Below are 20,215 nucleotides of genomic sequence, written 5' to 3'. Positions count from 1 at the left end.
TTGTAAGGTTTTTAACACGGTTTTAAGCTACTAAGACAGTAAAGGAAGGTTAAGCGTGGACGATGCGCCTAAAGATTATTTTGATAGAAAACGATTCGCAGGCTTGCTACTGAGCCACATTAAAATGTTACCAACTCCTTTTGCAGTTGGGTTAGATGCGCCATGGGGATATGGCAAAACATTCTTTGTTCAACATGTACTTAAACCTGAAGCTGAGCAGACCAAGCTACCGCTGATTATTTACGACGCTTTCGAGCATGAGAAAGATGGAGACGTTTTTCTTAGTCTCGTTACCACCATACTTGAGAATACTGTGGTATTGAATCAGGGTGAAAAAACAGTTGTTGAGACAGCAATTTTAGATGTTGCAAGGGCGACAGCGAAATTTGTTAAAGCAGCTTCTGATGTTACTCTAAATGCCGTATCCAAGACTCTTTTAAGACAATCGAGTGAAGATTTAGCAGCTAAATTCACGAGCGACACTAGTGCAGTAGAAAACTTCGCAAATGATATCGAAACCGGCGTTGAAAAATTCATCCTAGAAAGGACTCGGCCTGGTAACTCTTATCGAGACATTAAAGAAAGCTTTAAATCCAGCATGCGAAAGTTAATTTGTACGATGTCGGATAAAGCAAAACTTATAGTTGTGATTGATGATCTAGATAGGTGCACACCGAAGCATGCACTTGAAATCTTAGAAGCCGTGCATCATTTGCTTAACACCGATGGTATAATTTTTTTATTTTCGTACCATCGTCAACAACTAGAGCGAATGGTAGAGCACACATATGGTATAGGTATTGACGCAACGCAGTATCTTAATAAGTTTATTGGACTAAACATCCAGTTCCCGACTCCAGAAAAACTTATCCACAAGTCTGGCATCTTCAAGCTAGCCAAAGATCGTTTTGACACATACAGCGAAAATCTGGACTTAAACGACGAGGTGTTGAGTGATTTATTAAAATATTTGCATCTTTTTTCCCTCTTTAGTGAGGTTAGCGCAAGGCTGACTCAAGCCTTTTCAAGTCTCGCCATTGCAATTAGAAGATTCTGTTATGGCACAAGCAATGGGCTATATAACAGAGACTTAGCGATGATTATTTTTTGGGCTCTGACAAAACCAAATGATTTGAGGCAATTAACACAGACAGACATCTCAGCAGAAGAGGTCATGAGAATAAGGTTAGCACTGGACTTTGATCGTCTGCGTAAAGTCCAACAAGTTCCTGAGGACATCATGGATTCTATTCTGGGTGGAACCGCTTCTCACATAAACTCTCAAAATGCGCTAAAAAATCATATAAATGAAATACTCACTTTAAGCCGCTAATTAGCAAACGCTTTAATCTACAACCAAAACACTAATCCACCACAATCAGCCTAGGATAATATCGTATACGAACTTCTTCGTGCGCCGAATCTGAGATATCACTTCCCATTGCAGTCCGTCTCAGGTTTTTTGCCGCAACGAGTGTCGAACCTGAACCAAAGAAAGGGTCAATAACTAACTCCCCCTTATTCGAACTTTGTAGAATCAATTGCTCGAGAAGCGGTATTGGTTTCTCCGTAGGATAACCGCGATACACTCGTTTAAATTCCAGGATGTCAGGAACACTCAAGTCATTGAGCTTCCTTTTACCTTTCTCAAAAAATAAAATGAATTCATACCTTGAACGATAGTGATATCCCATGCCAATGCATTTTTTATCCCAAACAATAGGTTTCCAGAACTTAAAACCTACTTTTTCAGCTATCGGCTTAATGAAAAACATCGTCTCTTGATCACAAAACAAGTAAAAATGAGAGCCTTTCTTAAGGACTCGATAAATCTCCGTCAATAAACTTTCAAATCTTGAGTTAGGAAAAATTTCAAACCATTGATTACTAGAACTTTTACTTACCTTCAGCCTAGTTGTCGTACCTATTTTTCTGTATTTTTCCAGCGATTCGTACGGTGGATCGGTAATGACTAAATCAACGCTAGCATCCGCCAGTGTCGACAGCCATGAGACGGCATCTTCCTTAAATAATTTCATTAACTCTCTACTTTAAACTACTACATACCCTGCCTGAACTATAAACTTGCGAAATTTCACCTTTCTGCAGACCTCTGCAATCAGAGCAGTAACTTTGATAGCCTTCAGGATTTCTAGCTGTTTTTCGGGCTGGTGTTTTACCAAACGACGCAGGGTAAGAATGAAAAACATGTTCTTTACCATTTGCGTCAGAACAATGAGGGCATGATTTGAACTTTGCCCCTGTTACCGGATCTATTTTCTGAATCATACCAATATTTAGTTTTTTACCACAGCAAGTACAGCTCATAATACTCCCTTAATTAGTTTCCTAGATAGTTGTAAACGAAATACAAATTAGTCCATTGCTTTACCCCCCTAACATGAGGGGAAAGCAAAGGTAATACTGCCAATTCGGATCCAAAGAAAACTAACGAAGTTTTGATTTAATGCTGATATCGCCGATTTTCGACCACTTTCTTGCTAACAAAATGTTTCTTATGCTAATAAAGCGATAGCTGCAAAAGAAATCGTGTTTGTGCTGCATAGACGGGATAAACAACACTATAACTGCCCAAAAGCTGTTTGGTGGGTTTCAAGTTGTAGTGTCAGTGCTTGTTGTTGTCCTTTACTCCTTCCTTCTTACAATCAGCGTATTGATACAAAAATCTCCCCATAGACTGCACTGTTATCCGTTTTTAGCCGTATTAGCCGTAACCTAATCAACGATTAAAGGATCTCCTGTGAACGTATTACTACACCGTGTTTGGCTGCCGCTATTTACTGTGCTGTTAACTGCTGGTTGTTCTGTGTTTGGCGACAATGGCGTTGAAAGTGCGCCTTACACCTTAGTTAAAGCCGATGCCAGCCAAAACATTGAAGTGCGTAACTACGACAGCATGATTCTGGTGTCTACCGATATGGCAGGCGATGGCCGCAATAGTGCCTTTAGAAAGCTATTTCGCTACATCGATGGCGAAAATGAGGCTGCGGCTAATATTGCCATGACAGCACCGGTGATGATGAACAACAGCAGTAAAGGCGAAAAAATTGCCATGACAGCGCCGGTATTTATGAATAACCGCCCGGGCGGGTCGATGATGTCTTTTGTGATGCCAAAAGAGTTTACCCTGCAAACCACGCCTAAACCGACTAACCCCGATGTGGTAGTAACGGAAGTTAAGAATTACAAAGTCGCCGCCATTCAGTTTAGTGGCACACTACGTCGCAGCAACGTGGCAAAACACACCTCGCTATTACAAGACTGGATAACCGCCAATGGCTACACCGCCATCGGTGAGCCGGTTGAAGCCGGTTACAACGGCCCCTTGACGCTGCCAATGCTAAGGCGCAATGAAGTGTTGATTGAAATTGATTAGCACCAACTCAAGTCAATAAAGACGCCTTCTTTATTGCTGTGCGACCTTTGTCGTATGTTGCTATACCGCCGATAGGCCTATGCTTTTCTTCATAACAACATCCGTTAGCAGGCTTCGCACAGGCTGTTCGCCTGACGTCCTGCACCACGCAGAATTAGCCGGGAGTGACTATGTTTAAAGGCGTATTAATTGAAAAAGACGAGCAAGGCTATCGTGCTGCACTAAAAGAGTTAGACGACAGTGTGCTGATGGACGGCGATACGCTGATTAACGTGGCCTACAGCACGCTAAATTATAAAGATGCGCTGGCCATTACCGGTAAAGCCCCGGTAGTACGCAAATTCCCGATGATCCCGGGCATTGATTTAGCCGGCACGGTAATCAGCTGCAACACGGGTAAATTTAAAGCCGGTGAAAAAGTGCTACTAAACGGCTTTGGTGTTGGCGAAGTGCACTGTGGCGGCCTGGCGCAACAAGCCCGGCTTAACAGCGACTGGTTAATTGCCCTACCCAAGGGTTTGTCGGCCAAACAAGCTATGGCAATTGGCACTGCAGGTTACACCGCTATGCTGTGCGTCATGGCACTGCAAAAACACGGGGTAACGCCGGATTCAGGTGAAATTTTAGTGACCGGCGCTAATGGCGGCGTGGGTAGCTTTGCTATCGCGATATTGGCAAAGCTGGGCTACCGCGTTGTTGCTGCGACAGGCCGGGTTGACGAGGCCGACTACTTAAAAACCCTTGGCGCCAGCGACATTATTAACCGCCACACCCTGTCTGAACCCGGTAAACCGCTGGCCAAAGAGCGCTGGGCCGGCGTGGTCGATTCTGTCGGCAGCCATACTTTGGTGAATGCCTGTGCCAGCACGAAATACGGCGGCGTGGTGGCAGCCTGTGGCCTGGCCCAGGGTATGGACTTACCTGGCACGGTAGCGCCCTTTATCCTGCGCGGCGTAACCTTAGCAGGTATAGATAGCGTGATGCGACCGCTTAAAGACCGCATTGACGCCTGGGACAGATTGGCCGAAGTGCTAGACGCCAGAACATTAGAAACCGTGGCAAGCGAAATAAGCTTAGCGCAGGTGTGTGACACCGCACAGCAGTTACTCGCCGGCCGGTTACGTGGGCGGGTTGTGGTGAAGGTAGAATAGGCTTGAGATAGTGGACCGTTATCCAATCCGTGCCGTATAGCTGGAGAATGCGAATTTGATACGGGACAGATGGTGAAACTACTGCTGAGTTTATTCGCCATAGTGCTGTTGGCAGGGTGCTCATTATTTGGCGATAACGGCGTTGAAAGTGCGCCTTATACCCTGCTTAAGGCAGATGAAAGCGCCAACATCGAAGTGCGTAATTACGACAGCCTGGTGCTGGTAACTACCGATATGGCCGGTGATGGCCGCAATAGCGCTTTTAGAAAGCTATTTCGCTATATAGATGGCGAAAATGAGGCTGCGGCTAATATTGCCATGACAGCACCGGTGATGATGAACAACAGCAGTAAAGGCGAAAAAATTGCCATCACAGCGCCAGTGTTGATGAATAACCAGTCTGGCGCGTCGATGATGTCTTTTGTAATGCCAAAAGACTTTACCTTACAAACCACACCGAAACCCATTAACCCCGATGTGATGGTGACTGAAGTTAAGGATTACAAAGTGGCCGCCATTCAATTTAGTAGCACGCTAAGTAAAAGCAACGTAGTCAAACAGACCGCACTGTTGCGGGCGTGGATAACCACCAATGGCTACACCGCCAAAGGTGAGCCGGTTGAGGCTGGTTATAACGGCCCGCTTACGCTACCAATGCTCAGGCGAAACGAAGTGTTAATTGAGATACACTAAACCAGTTTGCGGCTGATAATATCGGCTAGTTGATTACATTGAGGATGTTTTACATGCGTAAGCTTAGCGCCTTATTGGCTGCCAGTGTTATTTGTGTTGTCACACTCACCGGCTGCACTGGCACGCCTGAGGGCGTAAAACCTGTTACCCCTTTTGAACTGGAGCGCTACCTGGGCCAATGGCATGAAATTGCCCGGCTGGATCACCGCTTTGAGCGTGGTTTAACGCAAGTAACAGCTAACTACAGTATGCGTGAGGATGGCGGGATAAAAGTGATTAACCGTGGTTTTAATGCTGAAGAAAATGCATGGCGCGAGGCTGAAGGTAAAGCTTACTTTGTTGGCGATACCAATACCGGTGCGCTTAAAGTGTCGTTTTTTGGCCCCTTTTACGGCAGCTATAATGTGGCACGCTTAAGCGACGATTACAGCATGGCACTGGTGGTAGGCCCATCGCTGGATTACGCCTGGCTGCTGGCACGCAGTAACACCCCGGCCAAAGCGCAGTGCGAGGCTTTTGCCCAAACCGCTACCGAGCTGGGTATTGACCCGGCAGACTGGATTTGGCTTGAACAGTGCAGCGGCTGAAAAGGTAATGCTTGCTGCAAAAGCACAGTTATGCAGCTACACTGATAGCCTGATGCTAAGCCCAATCCAATCAATATGTTAGATACGTTATGATAAGCGAAAAAATAATGCTGCTGTGGCAGCAATTGGTAAGTTTTTTACAACAACCGTCAATGTGGTACCAAATGGTTGCCGTGGTTGCCGCTTTAACTCTGGCCTGGCTGCTTAACCGGGTACTGGCTAAACGGCTGAATGACAGTGGCGGCAAGGGTTTGCGCCATGTGGCGCTGCACAGCTCACAACGCATAGTGCTGCCTTTTAGCCTGGCCGCATTGCTGGCACTGACGGCTGAAGCCTTTGCCAGCTCCCAGTTGCCGGCACAGTTACTCAGGTTTTTAGTGCCTATTGCGCTGGCACTGGGCGTAATACGCTTGCTGGTGTATATCCTGCGTAAAGCGTTTTTATCCAGTCCTTTCGTCAAATCGGCCGAGCCGGTAATCACCACTACCGTGTGGCTGCTGGTGGTACTGCATTTAGCCGGCTGGTTGCAACCGCTGCTGAAAATGATGGATGCACTGGCCTTTACCTTAGGTGAGAGCAGGCTGTCGCTACTGAGTGTGGTTAAATTAGTGCTGGTGATCATTCTGGCCTTTACGCTGGCGCTGTGGCTGGCCGAGCTGTTAAACCAACAACTGAGAAAAGCTAAACATATCAGCCCCAGCATGCAGGTTGGCTTTAGCAAAGTGGCCAAGGTGGCACTGATCACCCTGGCATTTTTGGTGGCACTTAACGCTGTAGGTATCAACTTAAGCTCGCTGGCAGTTTTTGGCGGCGCCTTAGGTGTTGGCCTGGGGTTTGGTTTACAGCGTATAGCGTCAAATTTTATCAGTGGCTTTATATTGGTGCTCGACCGTAGCGTAAAGCCCGGGGATGTGATTTCAGTTGGCGACAGTTTTGGTTGGGTGCACGAGTTAAAAGCCCGTTATGTAGTGGTACGTAACCGCGAAGGCGTTGATACGCTGATCCCAAATGAGAACCTGATTACATCAGAAGTGATTAACTGGAGCTATGAAGACCGTAATGTACGGGTAAAAATTCTGGTGCAAGTTAGCTATGACGATGACCCGGAGCAAGCGATGGCATTGATGCTGCAATGTGCTAACAGTTCTACCCGGGTGTTGAACGACCCTGCACCCACAGTCATGCTAAAGAATTTTGCTGACAGTGGAATAGAGCTGGAGCTAAGAGTATGGATAGCCGATCCGGAGTACGGTGCAGACACCGTGCGCTCAGACATTAACGTGGCTATCTGGCGCGCCTTTAAACAGGCGGGTATTACCATTCCTTATCCGCAGCGTGATTTGCATATTAAATCTGGCTTACCCACACTGCCATCCTGACTGAGCCACCATAACACTGCGTGGGTGCCTGCCAGCAAAGCAGGCGCCCTTCACTTAGGCTGCGCCAATCATCCGGCGCAGTACATAATGTAAAATGCCGCCATGCTGGTAATACGCCAGTTCGGTCGCTGTATCAATGCGACAATGCACATCGATCTCTTGTTTGCCACCATCAGCATAACGGATCAACAGCTGCAGCTTTTGTTTTGCCATTAGCGTACTTAAACCGCGTAAAGTAAAACTCTCTTCGCCGGTCAGCTTAAGCGTTTTACGATCTGTACCCGGCAAAAACTGCAGCGGTAATACCCCCATACCTATTAAGTTAGAACGGTGAATCCGCTCAAAAGACTCGGCCAGGACGGCCCTTACGCCTAACATCAGGGTGCCCTTGGCAGCCCAATCGCGGGAAGAGCCGGTACCGTATTCTTTACCCGCAATGACGATAAGAGGCAGTTCCTGTTGCTGATAACGCATTGCGGCATTAAATATCGACAAGGTATCGCCAGAGGGGTAATGCCTGGTCACACCACCTTCGCTGCCCGGTACCATTTCATTACGAATTCGGACGTTGGCAAAGGTACCTCGTACCATCACTTCGTGATTACCGCGCCTTGAGCCATACGAGTTAAAATCTTCCGGTGCTATACCCAGCTGCTGCAAATATTCCCCGGCCGGGCTGCTCTGTTTAATATTGCCAGCCGGCGAAATATGATCAGTGGTCACCGAGTCTCCGAGCAGGGCCAATACTCTGGCATTAACAATATCGCGCACCGGTTTGGGCGTACGCGACAAGCCACGGAAAAAATCGGGTTGGCGGATGTAACTGGACTCCGGCCAGCTGTAGGTTTTCGCTTTCGCTACTTCAATAGCCTGCCAGCTGGCATCACCGTCAAAAACCTTGGCATATTCAGCTGAAAACATACTGCTTTGCACAGTAGCCACGGCTGCCGCCACAGTATCGTTATCAGGCCAGATATCTTTCAGATACACATTATTGCCCTGTGCATCCTGCCCTAAGGGTTCAGCGCTAAGGTCGATATTCATATGACCAGCCAGCGCAAAAGCCACTACCAGTGGCGGCGACGCCAGCCAGTTTGATTTCACCAGGGGATGAATACGGCCTTCAAAGTTACGGTTGCCGGACAACACCGCTGACACATTTAAATCACCTTTATTAATCGCCTCTTCAATCGGTTTGGCCAGCGGGCCTGAATTGCCAATACAGGTGGTACAACCATAGCCCACCAGATAAAAACCCAGTTGCTCTAACGCAGACATCAACCCCGCTTGCTCCAGATAACGGGTAACCACCTTAGAGCCGGGTGCCAGCGAGCTTTTCACCCAGGGTTTTGCTTTCAGGCCTTTCGCCAGCGCATTTTTGGCCAACAAACCGGCAGCCATCAACACACTGGGATTAGACGTATTGGTGCAGGATGTGATTGCCGCAATCACCACCGCATGTTCCGGCAATTTAACCCTACTGCCATTTAATTCAAAACTGTTATCGGTGGTCGCCGCCGTACTCTGGCCACCGCCTTCGCTGACTAACTGAGACTCGCGTGCCAGCGTTTTAATATCCAATGGTTTGGTATCATCGCAATGTTGTTTCAGATCTGTCAGCGTGACTTTGTCTTGTGGCCGCTTTGGCCCGGCCAACGACGCTTGCACCGTGGCAAGGTCAAGATGCAACATGTCAGTAAACACCGGTTCATCACCATCCTGCCGCCAGAGCCCCTGCGCCTGGCAATAGGCTTTCACTCTGCTAATCACTGCAGCATCACGTCCGGTGAGCTTTAGATAATCCAGCGTCACCTGATCGACAGGAAAGAAGCCGCAAGTTGCACCATATTCCGGCGCCATATTGGCAATAGTCGCCCGATCTGCCAGCGACAACTGGGACAGGCCAACACCAAAAAACTCCACAAATTTACCGACCACACCATGCTTTCGTAGCAGCTGGGTGAGGGTGAGCACCAAATCGGTCGCGGTAATACCGGCAGCCAACTTGCCGGTAAGCTCTACCCCAACGACGTGTGGAATTGTCATCGACACCGGTTGCCCCAGCATTGCCGCTTCGGCTTCAATACCGCCAACGCCCCATCCTAAAATACCCAGGGCATTTATCATCGTTGTGTGAGAGTCCGTACCCACCAGTGTATCGGGATAGGCAAGCTGACCATCATCGGTACTCTGTGCCCACACCGTTTGCCCGAGGTACTCCAGATTCACCTGATGACAAATCCCTGTGCCCGGGGGCACCACACGAAAATTAGCAAAGGCCTTAGCGCCCCAGCGCAAAAAGGCATAACGCTCATGGTTACGCTGCATTTCAATATCAACGTTTTCACGAAAGGCGTCAGCGCTGGCGTAGCGATCTACCATCACGGAGTGATCAATGACCAAATCGACCGGCGACAACGGGTTGACCTTATCGGGATCTTCACCCAGCGCCGCCACGGCCGCCCGCATCGCGGCTAAATCGACTACCGCCGGTACACCGGTAAAATCCTGCATTAATACCCGTGCCGGCCGAAAAGCAATTTCACGCTCAGAGCTGCCGGTTTTCTGCCAGTCGACCAAAGCCTGAATATCAGCGTCAGTCACACTATCACCATCGAGATGACGTAACAGATTCTCTAACAACACTTTTAATGAGAATGGCAAACGGCTGATATCGCCAAAGTGCTCAGCCGCCTTAGGTAAGCTGTAAATGCGGTATTGCTGCTGCGCCACATTTAGGGTGTCGATATAAGGATTCGCTGAAGTCATGGTTCCCCCTCTGTTATGGCTCTGATTCACTACAGTGTAGTTCATCAGCGTCACAGTTCGAGGCTAACACGGTAGATAGCCCGTACGGGAGGAGGCGTAACATCAGCGCGATGTTACGCCCACATAAGGATGGTGAAGCTTTACTGCAGACTGACTTTGGCGAATTTGCGCTTACCTACCTGGTAAATCTCGCTGCTGCCTTTAGTGATTTCCAGTTTAGTGTCATCAATTTTCTGCTCACCATTGAGCTTCACCGCACCTTGTTTAATCATACGGATGGCTTCCGAGGTGCTGTCGACTAAACCGGCTTCTTTTAGCAAGTTAGCTATCGGCATGCTGTCGCCTTCGCAGCTGACGGTCAGCTCTGGAATATCATCCGGTAAGGCATTTTTGCTAAAGCGCTGGATAAAGTCCTGATGTGCTGCTTGCGCGGACGCCTCGTCATGAAAGCGGGCAATAATTTCTTTGGCCAGCAGAATTTTAATATCGCGCGGGTTAGCGCCCTCTGCCACCTGCTGTTTCAGTGCCGCCACTTCTGCCAGTGGACGGAAACTTAGCAGGTCGTAGTAACGCCACATCAGCTCATCGGAAATTGACATAATTTTGCCAAACATCTCATTTGGCGCATCGGTAATGCCAACATAGTTACCCAGCGACTTGGACATTTTCTGCACGCCATCCAAGCCTTCCAGTAATGGCACCATCATGACGGTTTGCGGCCGCTGACCTTCGTCTTTTTGTAGTTCACGGCCCATCAGCAGGTTAAAGCGCTGGTCGGTACCGCCCATTTCCACATCGGCTTCAAGTGCGACTGAGTCCCAGCCTTGCACCAGCGGGTACAAAAATTCGTGAATAGCAATCGACTGATTATTGGCATAACGCTTTTTAAAATCGTCGCGCTCCAGCATCCGGGCCACAGTTTGCCGGGCAGCCAGTTTAATCATGCCGGCGGCGCCGAGTTTTTCCATCCATTCAGAGTTAAAGGCTACGCGGGTTTTTGCCGGATCAAGAATTTTAAATACCTGATCTTTGTAGGTTTGCGCGTTAGCTAAGACATCTTCGCGGCTAAGCGGTTTACGGGTGACGTTTTTACCAGTTGGGTCACCAATTAAACCGGTAAAGTCACCGATTAAAAAGATCACTTCATGGCCTAGCTGCTGAAAGGTGCGCAGCTTGTTGATCAGTACCGTATGGCCTAAGTGTAAATCAGGGGCTGTTGGGTCAAAGCCAGCCTTAATTTTTAACGGCTTGCCCTCTTTGAGTTTGGCAATTAGCTCTTCTTCCAGCAGAATTTCTTCGCAACCGCGTTTTAGCTCAGCTAAAGCCTGCTCCCAATCCGCCATTCTGGCCTCCTGATTTTTCACCTGTTTACCCGTTGAAGCCGCATTCTATAGCATGTTTAGCCCAGGGGAAACGCACAAAAGTCTGGTGTCAGTGAAAAAAACGGTATATGCTCGGTTTTTGTGCGTTTGTTGAGCCAAGAACAGAATTATGCGTCAATTCGTCACTAAAATTCCAAAACAGCACCGGGTGCTCATTGCCGCGACCTCCGTGTTCTTATCCGTAGTGTTGCTATTACCGTCAGAGCAGGCTGCAGCCTCTAAAAGTAGCAAAGCCGACAGCCTGGAAATTGGTAAGCGTTACAGCTTGGCACTGCCGGAGCAAACCGATGTATTACTGCCCGAGCAGAGCGTATCAACACTGGCACCATTACCGGCTGAAGATTTATCGTTAGATTGGTCAGTGCTGCAGGTACGCAAGGGTGACGCCTTATCCGCGCTGTTTAAACAAGCCAATGTTAGCCAGCAGGTGATGCTGGATATCCTGGCGTTGGGTAAACCAGTAAAAACCTTAACCCGGCTGTTCCCCGGCGAACAGCTGGAGTTTGGCGTTGACGCTCAGGGTGAGCTGCAAGAGTTGCGCTATGCGCTGAACCACCTGACCACACTGCGTATTAGCCGCAACAGTGAAGGCGGCTTTGTTGCCGAAGAGCTGAAAAAAGATGTCGAGCTACGCAACCAGTTTGCCAGTGCGGCCATTCGCAGTAATTTCTGGAGTGCTGGTATTGAAGCGGGCTTAAGCGAAGCGCAGATCATGAACCTGGCCGGTATTTTTGGCTGGGATATCGACTTTGGTTTAGATATCCGTGCCGGCGATAGCTTTAGCGTATTGTATGAAACGCAATATGTTGATGGTGAGTTTATCGGCAACGGCAATATTATTGCGGCACAGTTCTCCAATCAGGGCCATTTATATCAGGCCGTGCTGCACAGCGACGGTAACTACTACAAACCCGACGGTGCCAGTATGCGCCAGGCGTTTTTACGCGCACCGGTGAGCTTCCAGTATGTAAGTTCTAACTTTAACCCACGCCGCTTACACCCGGTGTTAAAAACCGTACGGCCACATAACGGTGTCGATTATGTGGCCCCCGTAGGCACCCCGATTATGGCCGCAGGTGATGGCCGCGTAGTAGCGTCAGCCTATAACAACGTTAATGGTCATTATGTGTTTATCCAGCACGCCAATAATATTGTGACTAAGTACTTGCACCTGTCTAAGCGTTTGGTGGCCAAAGGCGATAAAGTACGCCAGGGTGAGGCTATTGGCCGCTTAGGCTCTACCGGCCGCGTGACCGGTGCTCACTTGCACTACGAATTCGTGGTAGACGGCGTACACCGCAACCCCAGAACGGTTAAACTGCCACAGGCTACCCCACTGCAGGGTAATGACAAAGTACAGTTTACCGCCAAGGCGCAGCAGGTATTAACCCAGCTGCAAACCAAAGAGCGGGTATTGTTGGCTAAAGCTGAGGATGAGCGGCCTGCTGCAACCGCAGCGCCTTAAACCTCTTGCCTAAATAGCAAAAGCCCGCGTTATCGCGGGCTTTTTGTTGTAGCGTTTACGTCAGATTGTCAGTACTAAACGCTACCCCACCAGCGCAAGCAATATACCCGCAGCAACCGCAGAGCCAATCACACCGGCTACATTGGGTCCCATCGCATGCATCAGCAGGAAGTTATGCGGGTTAGCCTCTAAGCCCAGTTTGTTAACCACCCGTGCCGCCATAGGCACAGCCGATACGCCAGCGGCACCAATTAGCGGGTTAATCGGCTGTTTAGAGAACTTGCCCATCAGCTTGGCCATCAGTACGCCAGATGCAGTACCTATAGCAAAGGCCACAGCGCCCAGCACTAAGATACCTAAGGTTTGCAGGGTAAGGAATTTGTCAGCACTAAGACGTGAGCCCACTGCCAGGCCTAAAAAGATGGTGACGATGTTTATCAATTCATTCTGTGCGGTTTTACTTAGCCGCTCGACCACACCGCATTCACGCATCAGGTTACCTAAACAAAACATACCGATAAGCGGTGCAGCGCTGGGCAGCAATAAAATAGTCAGCAGCAGCACAGCAAGTGGAAAAACAATTTTCTCTTTTTTACTCACGGTTCTAAGCTGCACCATTTCAATATTGCGCTCTGCTTTGCTGGTCAGCGCCCGCATAATCGGTGGCTGTATAATCGGCACCAGCGCCATATAAGAGTAGGCCGCCACTGCAATGGCGCCCAGCAGATCCGGTGCCAGTTTAGACGCAAGGAAAATGGCCGTCGGGCCATCAGCACCGCCGATAATGGCAATGGCTGAGGCTTCTTTTAAGGTAAAACTTAAGCCGGGCACCGCATTAAGGGCGATAGCACCGAGCAAGGTGGCAAAAATACCAAACTGCGCCGCAGCGCCTAACAGCAGCATGCGCGGGTTAGCAATTAGGGCGCCAAAGTCGGTCATGGCGCCTACACCCATGAAAATCAGCAGCGGGAAAATGCCCGTGCCAATGCCCACTTCATAAATCATGTACAACAGGCCGCCCGGCTCACCCATACCGGCCAGTGGAATATTGGTCAGCACAGCGCCAAAACCGATTGGTAATAACAACAACGGCTCAAAGCCACGTGCTATTGCCAGATAAAGCAGCGTAAAGCCGACCAGCATCATCACTGCCTGACCGGCGGTAAAATTCATTAAGCCGGTCGAGGCTATTAAGGTAGTTACAGCATCCATTGATTATCCCCGGTGCCTAGTTAAAACTGATCAGCACATCACCTGTGCTAACGGCATCACCGGCCGCGACATGGATATTGGCCACCTGACCATCGGCAACGGCGCGTACTTCCGTTTCCATTTTCATCGCCTCCATAATGATGACCACATCGCCGCGTTTTACGCTGGCACCCACTTTTGTCACCACTTTCCAGATATTACCGGCCAGCGGCGCATTAAGGGTGGCAGCACCGGTTACTGACGCACTGCCCGGGATATTTTCTGATACCACAGGCTTTACTGAGCTTAGCTCGCCGGTAGGGGCAACTTCGACTTCATACACCTTGCCATCAACACGCACACTGTAACTGGCCGGGCCGGTTTGCGCGGGTTTTGCGCTGTTAGCCGCGGGCTTAGCCGCTGTTGGCGCTGATGCTGGTGCGTCCGGGACCGGTTCAAACGCTGCCGGGTTATCGCGGTTTTTCAAAAACTTCAGCCCGACTTGTGGGAACAAGGCATAAGTCAGCACGTCATCAATGTGCTGCTCTGCCAGACGGATGCTCTCGCTTTGCGCCAGGCTATTGAGCTCCTGTTGCAGCTTATCCAGCTCGGGCTCCAGCAAATCGGCTGGCCGGCAGGTAATAGCAGTTTCACCGGCGAGTACCCGCTGTTGCAACTCAGTGTTCATTGGCGCTGGGGTAGCACCGTATTCGCCTTTTAATACACCGGCCGTCTCTTTGGTGATGCTTTTGTAACGCTCGCCGGTCAGCACATTGAGTACCGCCTGGGTGCCAACAATTTGTGACGTTGGCGTCACCAGGGGCAAATAACCTAAATCCTGGCGCACCTGCGGTATTTCTTTTAATACAGCATCCAGTTTATCCAAAGCACCCTGCTCTTTTAGCTGGCTTTCCATGTTGGTGAGCATGCCACCGGGCACCTGCGCCAATAAAATACGCGCATCGACACCTTTTAATGAACCTTCAAACTGGGCGTATTTCTTTCTGATATCACGAAAATAGGCAGCAATCTCCGCCAGCAGCTCCATGTTCAGGCCAGTATCACGCTCAGTGCCCTCGGTGATTGCCACCATGGTTTCGGTGGCGCTGTGGCCATACGTCATGCTCATGGAGGAAATGGCGGTGTCAAGCATATCGATGCCGGCGTCGATGGCCTTTTGGTAACTTGCCGTGCTAAGTCCGGTGGTGGCATGGCATTGCATCGCCAGTGGAATGTTAGTCGCGGCTTTAATACGGCTGACCAGCTCCTCGCACTCGTAAGGTTTAAGCAGACCGGCCATATCCTTAATACAAATAGAGTGGCAGCCCATGTCTTCCAGTTGGCGCGCCATGTCTACCCACATATCGATAGTATGCACCGGGCTTACGGTATATGAGATGGTGCCCTGAGCATGAGCACCAACCTTTATCGCGGCCTGTACGGCCGTTTGCAGGTTACGGATATCGTTCATCGCATCGAAAATACGAAACACATCTACGCCGTTTTCATGCGCCCGTTCAACAAACTTCGTCACCACATCATCAGCATAATGGCGGTAACCGAGTAAATTCTGACCGCGCAACAGCATTTGCTGTTTGGTATTTGGCATGGCTTTTTTCAGCTCGCGGATCCGATGCCAGGGATCTTCGCCTAAATAACGGATACAGGCATCAAAGGTAGCTCCGCCCCAGGACTCCATCGACCAATAGCCTACCTTATCCAGCTTGGCGGCAATCGGCAGCATATCCTCCAGCCGAAGCCGCGTGGCGAGTAATGACTGGTGGGCGTCACGTAGCACCAACTCTGTTAGTAATAATGGTTTGCTCATGCCTGAGTCCTCTTATTGTTGTTGCCGATACTGGTGTATCGCGGTTGAAATGGCGGCAATCACCGCAGGTGGTGGTCCTGAGCTGCCTGATGTTGTCACTGTAGTACTGACAGTGGCCTTAGTGGGGAAATAGCGCTGCATAACACGGCTTATCAGCTGCACGATAAACACTAACAGCAACAAAAAGGCAAATACCGCCCCCATACCTATCAGCATCAGGCTGGCGGCTTCGAGTAATAATTCTGCAACCATAGCGGTGCGCTCCGTCTGTTTGGGTACCGGCAGCAACCGGCACCTTCAGCATAGTAGAATTGTTTCTGTCGGGCAGTTTTTAGCCAGACGACCCGACATTATGCGCAGTAAGCCCGCATCAGATAAATAACCTGGCGTGATAACTGCTATTTATGCTAACAATGTGCATAACCCAGCTACAGTACACGTAAAGACATTTGAATGTCTAGCCATCTGGTTATAAAAGTGCCAGACCAAGGCCACGGTGAAGTGTGCGGCCAAAACCTAAGCCGCAGTGACCGGCATCGGCCACTGCGCTGATACATTAAAACGTTCTTGTTGAGGATGGGTAAAGTGAAGAGGAATTAAGGCTCAAGCTGAGCGGCAATTTGCTGGCTAAGTTGCTGCACCCCCTGCCCCAGCGCAGCAACCAACGCCGGATAACCATCATCTGCCAGTGGCACCCTGTAACTAAAAGACTGACTGAGCGGCTGGCCACTTACCAAAAAATGCCCGCTTAACAGCGCATAACCATCGGCAGTGCCGTGAAAGCTATCCAGCTGTAGCCACAAGCGGGTACTGTGCGCGCCCGGCTGCAACCGCACCGCATAAGCGGGTGCCAGCTGGCTTAAATGCTGCCGCAGTTGGCGCTGCAACTGCTGGTCCAGCGCCTCCGCCCACAAGTGCTGGCGCGCCATGACCAGCTCTACTGCAGAGGTTTGCAACACCAAACCACGGCCATTTAAGTAGGGTGCGACCTTTACCGGTTCAATAAATAAGCTTTTGTCGGCACGGCTGCTTTCTGTTTTGCTATCCGATGGCACGGGTAACTGGTAAAAATGCGTAGTGGCCGGGCTGCTGCAAGCCGTTAACACTAGCAGCACTGTGGCGCTCAATAAAATATTGGCAAGACGTAATGTCATAGCGTTTATCTCCATTACTGCTTGGCGCGGGTCGGCTCGGGGTCGGCAGGCGCCTTGGCTTCAAACACCAGCGCATTACTTTGCTGGTTCAGGGTTTGCAACACCGGTTGCAGCTCGCGCAGCACCTGATCCAGCGTTTGCAAATTGCCACTTAACTTATCATAAGCCGCTGAGCCCGGGCTTAACCCCGCCAGCATCTGCTGCAACTGCTGTAAGCTGCTTTGTAGCTGCGCTGGCAATTGCTGCATCTTTGGGTCGCTCAGCAGTTTATCCAGCTGCGCCAGCATGGTATTGGCCGATTGCAACATCTGATCGGCACTTTGCATGGTTTGCTCACTTTGCGTCAGCAGCTGCTCTACCGGCAGATTGTTTATTTTATCCAGTGCCATCAACACTTTTTGCTCGATATTGCTAAGACCACTGCGGGTCGTTGGCAAAAGCGGATAGCCGGCACTCTGGCTTAGCGCCAGCCGTTGCAATTGCAGCTCTGTTGGCTCTTGCAGCGCCGCATCGATATTAACATCTAAATCAATATACAGGGCGCCGGTGAGCAGGTTGCCGGTTTTTAGCGCGGCGTGCATACCGCGGGCCACGGCTTTGTCCAACTCTTGCTTTAACTGCGCCAGGCTGAGGTTTTCATACAGCCGGCCAGCTTCAATACGAATAAGTACCGGTATGCCTTGCTGCAGCGACACTTCAAAAGGTTTGTCGATAGAAAAGAAAAACGGCACGCTGGCGACAGTTCCTACCCGCACGCCGCGATACTCAACAGGCGCGCCGGCTTTTAAGCCACGTACTGACTCGTCAAAAAACAGCAGGTATTCGACAAACTCGCTGTACAAGCCATCCTGAATGCTTTGCTGGTTCGGAAACAGCTGAAACTCAGTGCCATCGCTGACGGCAGCACCCGGCGGCCAGCCCTGCATTAAATCGAAACTGACACCACCACTGAGCAAGGTGGTGGCTGAACCAACATCGACCTGCAGACCTTCGGCAGATAAATCAAACGAAAAGCCACTGCTGAGCCAAAACCGCACATTTTCGGTTACCAGAACATCGAAGGGTTCGCGAATATACAACTGATAACGGGTACGCCGGCTGGCCAGCTCAAATTCGCTGTGCTCTACCGTGCCCACTTCGTAACCGCGATACAACACCGGATCGCCCACCGCTAAGCCGCCACTGTTGGCCGTAGTAAGGCTAACTCGAATACCGGGTGCATCCGCCGGCGCTACCGGTGGATCATCCAGCAGCTGATGCTGGAGCTGCTGTGCAGTTGACTCGCCAGGTTGTAGCTCAATATAGACGCCGGACAACAAGGTATTTAAACCGGTAATACCGCCACGGCCAATTTGTGGCTTTACCACCCAAAATTGCGAGTCAGCATTTAACAGTGGTGTTACCGCCGGTTTCATCCGCGCTTTAATGATTACCTGCTTCAAATCATCACTTAATTCAACCGACACCACCTGGCCAACATCAACACTGCGGCTTTTAATCTGCGTTTTTCCGGCAATAATGCCCTCGGCATCGCCAGCCAGTAAGGTCAGCAAGGCTCCCTGCTGCTGATAGTGGTTGTACAGCATCCACATACCTATCAGCACCGCCGCTATGGGTACCACCCAAATCGGTGACCACTGCTTGATCCGGCTAACTTTAGCGCTCTGTTGCTGTGTCAAAACGAACTCCCTTTTGTTGTTCGGGTAACGGGTCCCACAGTAATCTGGGGTCAAAACTCAGTGCTGCCAGCATGGTCAGGATCACCACAGCGGCGAACACTAAAGCCCCGATGCCGGGGTAGACACTCATTAATAAATCAAACCGCACCAGCGCTGCCATAATGGCCACCACCAGCACATCCACCATTGACCAGCGCCCTACCCAGTCAACCAGCCGGTAAATTTGTGTCGAATAACGCTGCCGCTGCGCCAGAGGTAAGCGGGTTAAATAGCATAGCCAAAACATAATAATAATTTTAGCCACTGGCACCAGCACGCTGGCGATCAGGATAATAATCGCCACCGGATAAGCGCCATCCTGCCACATTAATATCAGGCCGCTGATGATAGTCGAATCTATAGTTTCACCAAAGGAGACAGTGCGCATAATCGGCAATAAATTGGCCGGGATATACAGCAGCGTTGCCGCCAGCAACAGCGCCAGCGTATTTTGCACACTGGTTTTGCGCCTCAGCGGCACCTTGGTATGGCAACGACTGCAATGGGTTTGCGTCACAGGTACCATAGCAGTACAGACTTTACACAGCTTTATATTTTGCGCTAAACCGCTTTTACCGGCATGCGCCGCCAGCTGCGGTTTAGGGTTGGGTGCGATTTTCGACCACAGCTCGCGCCGGTCAACCACCTGAAAAGCGCGCAAATGCAGCAGACAAAACAGGCAAAACGCCCAAAAACTCGGCCCCAATGAGATATCGGCATCAGCCACCAGCTTCACAAAGCTGATAATCAGCCCCATTAAAAAGATATCGACCATGCTCCAGGGTTTTAGCATATACAGCACCCGCGCCACCCAGGTGCGCGCCGGCAGCCGGTATAACATGCCAAGCTTCAAATAAATAATCGCCAGCATACAAGCTGCCGGCACCGCCTGAATAAATAACCAGACCAAAATGGCCAGCCACTGCTGATGTTGCTGAAACAGTACAGAAGAGGTATCAAAAAAGTTCATTTCACTGCTGTTGCCGGCAGCAAACATACTGACGAAGGGAAACAGATTAGCCAGCAGCAACATAAACAAGGCTGAAGCGGCATACAACATCGGCCGCATCACCGATTCAATATGGCAGGCATCCAGATGATGACCACAGCGTATACAAGCAGCTTCCTCGCCGGGCTGTAATTCCGGCAGGAGCTGCACCAGATCGCAATGCGGACACAACGCCAGTTCATCTTCCGCTACGCTGTGTTGCGCTGAATTATCCGCTGAGGTTGACGACAGCATGCCGGTGTATCCGTAATAATGCCTTAACGGGCTTATAGCTGAGACTGGCTGAACAGTGCCTGAGCAAGTTGCCAGCAAACAGCCGGGTGAAGATGCAATTTATAGCACAATCACAACTACTTAGCTTTACGCAGCCAATAAAAAACCCGCTTTGGTGTTAACCTTAGCGGGTTCTTCGTATATGGCGGACGCGGGAGGATTCGAACCTCCGACCGCTCGGTTCGTAGCCGAGTACTCTATCCAGCTGAGCTACGCGTC

General features: G+C 50.0%; 16 protein-coding genes. 7 read left to right on the top strand and 9 right to left on the bottom strand.

Going from position 1 to position 20,215, the window contains the following annotated elements:
• Nucleotides 1-55 precede the first annotated feature (55 nt).
• Nucleotides 56-1,333, top strand: coding sequence for a KAP family P-loop NTPase fold protein (locus tag ABGI61_RS15795; protein ID WP_347603012.1), 1,278 nt, complete (start codon nucleotides 56-58; stop codon nucleotides 1,331-1,333).
• A gap of 31 nt (nucleotides 1,334-1,364) precedes the next feature.
• On the opposite strand, the gene ABGI61_RS15790 is transcribed toward ABGI61_RS15795, so the two are convergent.
• On the bottom strand, nucleotides 1,365-2,039 hold the full coding sequence (locus tag ABGI61_RS15790; protein ID WP_347603009.1) for a DNA-methyltransferase: 675 nt from the start codon (nucleotides 2,037-2,039) through the stop codon (nucleotides 1,365-1,367).
• Between the two features lie 722 nt (nucleotides 2,040-2,761).
• Between ABGI61_RS15790 and ABGI61_RS15785 the strand changes: the two genes are divergently transcribed.
• The 5 genes from ABGI61_RS15785 (at nucleotide 2,762) to ABGI61_RS15765 (ending at nucleotide 7,207) form a co-directional block, all read left to right on the top strand.
• Nucleotides 2,762-3,397, top strand: coding sequence for an SOUL family heme-binding protein (locus ABGI61_RS15785; protein ID WP_347603007.1), 636 nt, complete (start codon nucleotides 2,762-2,764; stop codon nucleotides 3,395-3,397).
• 170 nt (nucleotides 3,398-3,567) lie between these two features.
• Nucleotides 3,568-4,548 (top strand): acrylyl-CoA reductase (NADPH), encoded by a 981-nt coding sequence (gene acuI / locus ABGI61_RS15780; RefSeq protein WP_347603004.1) that lies wholly within the window; start codon nucleotides 3,568-3,570, stop codon nucleotides 4,546-4,548.
• 69 nt (nucleotides 4,549-4,617) lie between these two features.
• Nucleotides 4,618-5,241 carry an SOUL family heme-binding protein gene (locus ABGI61_RS15775; protein ID WP_347603001.1) on the top strand — a complete coding sequence of 208 codons (624 nt, stop codon included), beginning with the start codon at nucleotides 4,618-4,620 and terminating at the stop codon, nucleotides 5,239-5,241.
• Between the two features lie 53 nt (nucleotides 5,242-5,294).
• On the top strand, nucleotides 5,295-5,828 hold the full coding sequence (locus tag ABGI61_RS15770; RefSeq protein WP_347602998.1) for a lipocalin family protein: 534 nt from the start codon (nucleotides 5,295-5,297) through the stop codon (nucleotides 5,826-5,828).
• Between the two features lie 89 nt (nucleotides 5,829-5,917).
• On the top strand, nucleotides 5,918-7,207 hold the full coding sequence (locus ABGI61_RS15765) for a mechanosensitive ion channel family protein (protein ID WP_347602995.1): 1,290 nt from the start codon (nucleotides 5,918-5,920) through the stop codon (nucleotides 7,205-7,207).
• Nucleotides 7,208-7,261: 54 nt separating this feature from the next.
• Here ABGI61_RS15765 and acnA read toward each other — a convergent pair whose 3' ends face one another.
• Nucleotides 7,262-9,976: an aconitate hydratase AcnA gene (acnA, locus tag ABGI61_RS15760; RefSeq protein WP_347602992.1), complete on the bottom strand. Its 2,715-nt coding sequence runs from the start codon at nucleotides 9,974-9,976 to the stop codon at nucleotides 7,262-7,264.
• 140 nt (nucleotides 9,977-10,116) lie between these two features.
• Complete coding sequence (gene tyrS / locus ABGI61_RS15755) at nucleotides 10,117-11,319, bottom strand: tyrosine--tRNA ligase (protein ID WP_347602989.1); 1,203 nt, start codon at nucleotides 11,317-11,319, stop codon at nucleotides 10,117-10,119.
• A gap of 148 nt (nucleotides 11,320-11,467) precedes the next feature.
• Between tyrS and ABGI61_RS15750 the strand changes: the two genes are divergently transcribed.
• Nucleotides 11,468-12,823: a peptidoglycan DD-metalloendopeptidase family protein gene (locus ABGI61_RS15750; RefSeq protein ID WP_347602986.1), complete on the top strand. Its 1,356-nt coding sequence runs from the start codon at nucleotides 11,468-11,470 to the stop codon at nucleotides 12,821-12,823.
• Nucleotides 12,824-12,904: 81 nt separating this feature from the next.
• Here the strand turns inward: ABGI61_RS15750 and ABGI61_RS15745 are convergent, their stop codons facing one another.
• The 6 genes from ABGI61_RS15745 to ABGI61_RS15720 form a co-directional block, all read right to left on the bottom strand.
• Nucleotides 12,905-14,035, bottom strand: coding sequence for a sodium ion-translocating decarboxylase subunit beta (locus tag ABGI61_RS15745; RefSeq protein ID WP_347602984.1), 1,131 nt, complete (start codon nucleotides 14,033-14,035; stop codon nucleotides 12,905-12,907).
• Nucleotides 14,036-14,051: 16 nt separating this feature from the next.
• The gene (gene oadA, locus ABGI61_RS15740) at nucleotides 14,052-15,842 is read right to left on the bottom strand and encodes a sodium-extruding oxaloacetate decarboxylase subunit alpha (protein WP_347602981.1); all 1,791 of its coding nucleotides are present in this window, start codon (nucleotides 15,840-15,842) and stop codon (nucleotides 14,052-14,054) included.
• A gap of 12 nt (nucleotides 15,843-15,854) precedes the next feature.
• Entirely contained in the window at nucleotides 15,855-16,094 is a 240-nt protein-coding gene (locus ABGI61_RS15735) for an OadG family protein (RefSeq protein WP_347602978.1), read from the bottom strand.
• Between the two features lie 344 nt (nucleotides 16,095-16,438).
• Entirely contained in the window at nucleotides 16,439-16,996 is a 558-nt protein-coding gene (locus ABGI61_RS15730) for a PqiC family protein (RefSeq protein WP_347602975.1), read from the bottom strand.
• Between the two features lie 14 nt (nucleotides 16,997-17,010).
• The gene (gene pqiB, locus ABGI61_RS15725) at nucleotides 17,011-18,675 is read right to left on the bottom strand and encodes an intermembrane transport protein PqiB (protein ID WP_347602972.1); all 1,665 of its coding nucleotides are present in this window, start codon (nucleotides 18,673-18,675) and stop codon (nucleotides 17,011-17,013) included.
• Nucleotides 18,653-19,957 carry a PqiA/YebS family transporter subunit gene (locus tag ABGI61_RS15720; protein WP_347602969.1) on the bottom strand — a complete coding sequence of 435 codons (1,305 nt, stop codon included), beginning with the start codon at nucleotides 19,955-19,957 and terminating at the stop codon, nucleotides 18,653-18,655. Before ABGI61_RS15720 ends, pqiB begins: the two co-directional genes overlap by 23 nt.
• Between the last annotated feature and the right edge of the window lie 258 nt (nucleotides 19,958-20,215).

Source organism: Rheinheimera fenheensis, assembly GCF_039871805.1.
Taxonomy (GTDB): Bacteria; Pseudomonadota; Gammaproteobacteria; order Enterobacterales; family Alteromonadaceae; genus Alishewanella; species Alishewanella fenheensis.
The sequence above is the reverse complement of the archived record's forward strand: the minus strand, read 5'-3'. Positions and strand labels throughout refer to the sequence as shown.

Excerpts from the sequence above, each read along its gene's own strand:
- ABGI61_RS15790 (WP_347603009.1), bottom strand. The coding sequence starts at position 2,039 with ATGAAATTATTTAAGGAAGATGCCGTCTCATGGCTGTCGACACTGGCG.
- acuI (WP_347603004.1), top strand. The coding sequence starts at position 3,568 with ATGTTTAAAGGCGTATTAATTGAAAAAGACGAGCAAGGCTATCGTGCT.
- ABGI61_RS15775 (WP_347603001.1), top strand. The coding sequence starts at position 4,618 with ATGGTGAAACTACTGCTGAGTTTATTCGCCATAGTGCTGTTGGCAGGG.
- ABGI61_RS15770 (WP_347602998.1), top strand. The coding sequence starts at position 5,295 with ATGCGTAAGCTTAGCGCCTTATTGGCTGCCAGTGTTATTTGTGTTGTC.
- ABGI61_RS15765 (WP_347602995.1), top strand. The coding sequence starts at position 5,918 with ATGATAAGCGAAAAAATAATGCTGCTGTGGCAGCAATTGGTAAGTTTT.
- acnA (WP_347602992.1), bottom strand. The coding sequence starts at position 9,976 with ATGACTTCAGCGAATCCTTATATCGACACCCTAAATGTGGCGCAGCAG.
- tyrS (WP_347602989.1), bottom strand. The coding sequence starts at position 11,319 with ATGGCGGATTGGGAGCAGGCTTTAGCTGAGCTAAAACGCGGTTGCGAA.
- ABGI61_RS15750 (WP_347602986.1), top strand. The coding sequence starts at position 11,468 with ATGCGTCAATTCGTCACTAAAATTCCAAAACAGCACCGGGTGCTCATT.
- ABGI61_RS15745 (WP_347602984.1), bottom strand. The coding sequence starts at position 14,035 with ATGGATGCTGTAACTACCTTAATAGCCTCGACCGGCTTAATGAATTTT.
- oadA (WP_347602981.1), bottom strand. The coding sequence starts at position 15,842 with ATGAGCAAACCATTATTACTAACAGAGTTGGTGCTACGTGACGCCCAC.
- ABGI61_RS15735 (WP_347602978.1), bottom strand. The coding sequence starts at position 16,094 with ATGGTTGCAGAATTATTACTCGAAGCCGCCAGCCTGATGCTGATAGGT.
- ABGI61_RS15730 (WP_347602975.1), bottom strand. The coding sequence starts at position 16,996 with ATGACATTACGTCTTGCCAATATTTTATTGAGCGCCACAGTGCTGCTA.
- ABGI61_RS15720 (WP_347602969.1), bottom strand. The coding sequence starts at position 19,957 with ATGCTGTCGTCAACCTCAGCGGATAATTCAGCGCAACACAGCGTAGCG.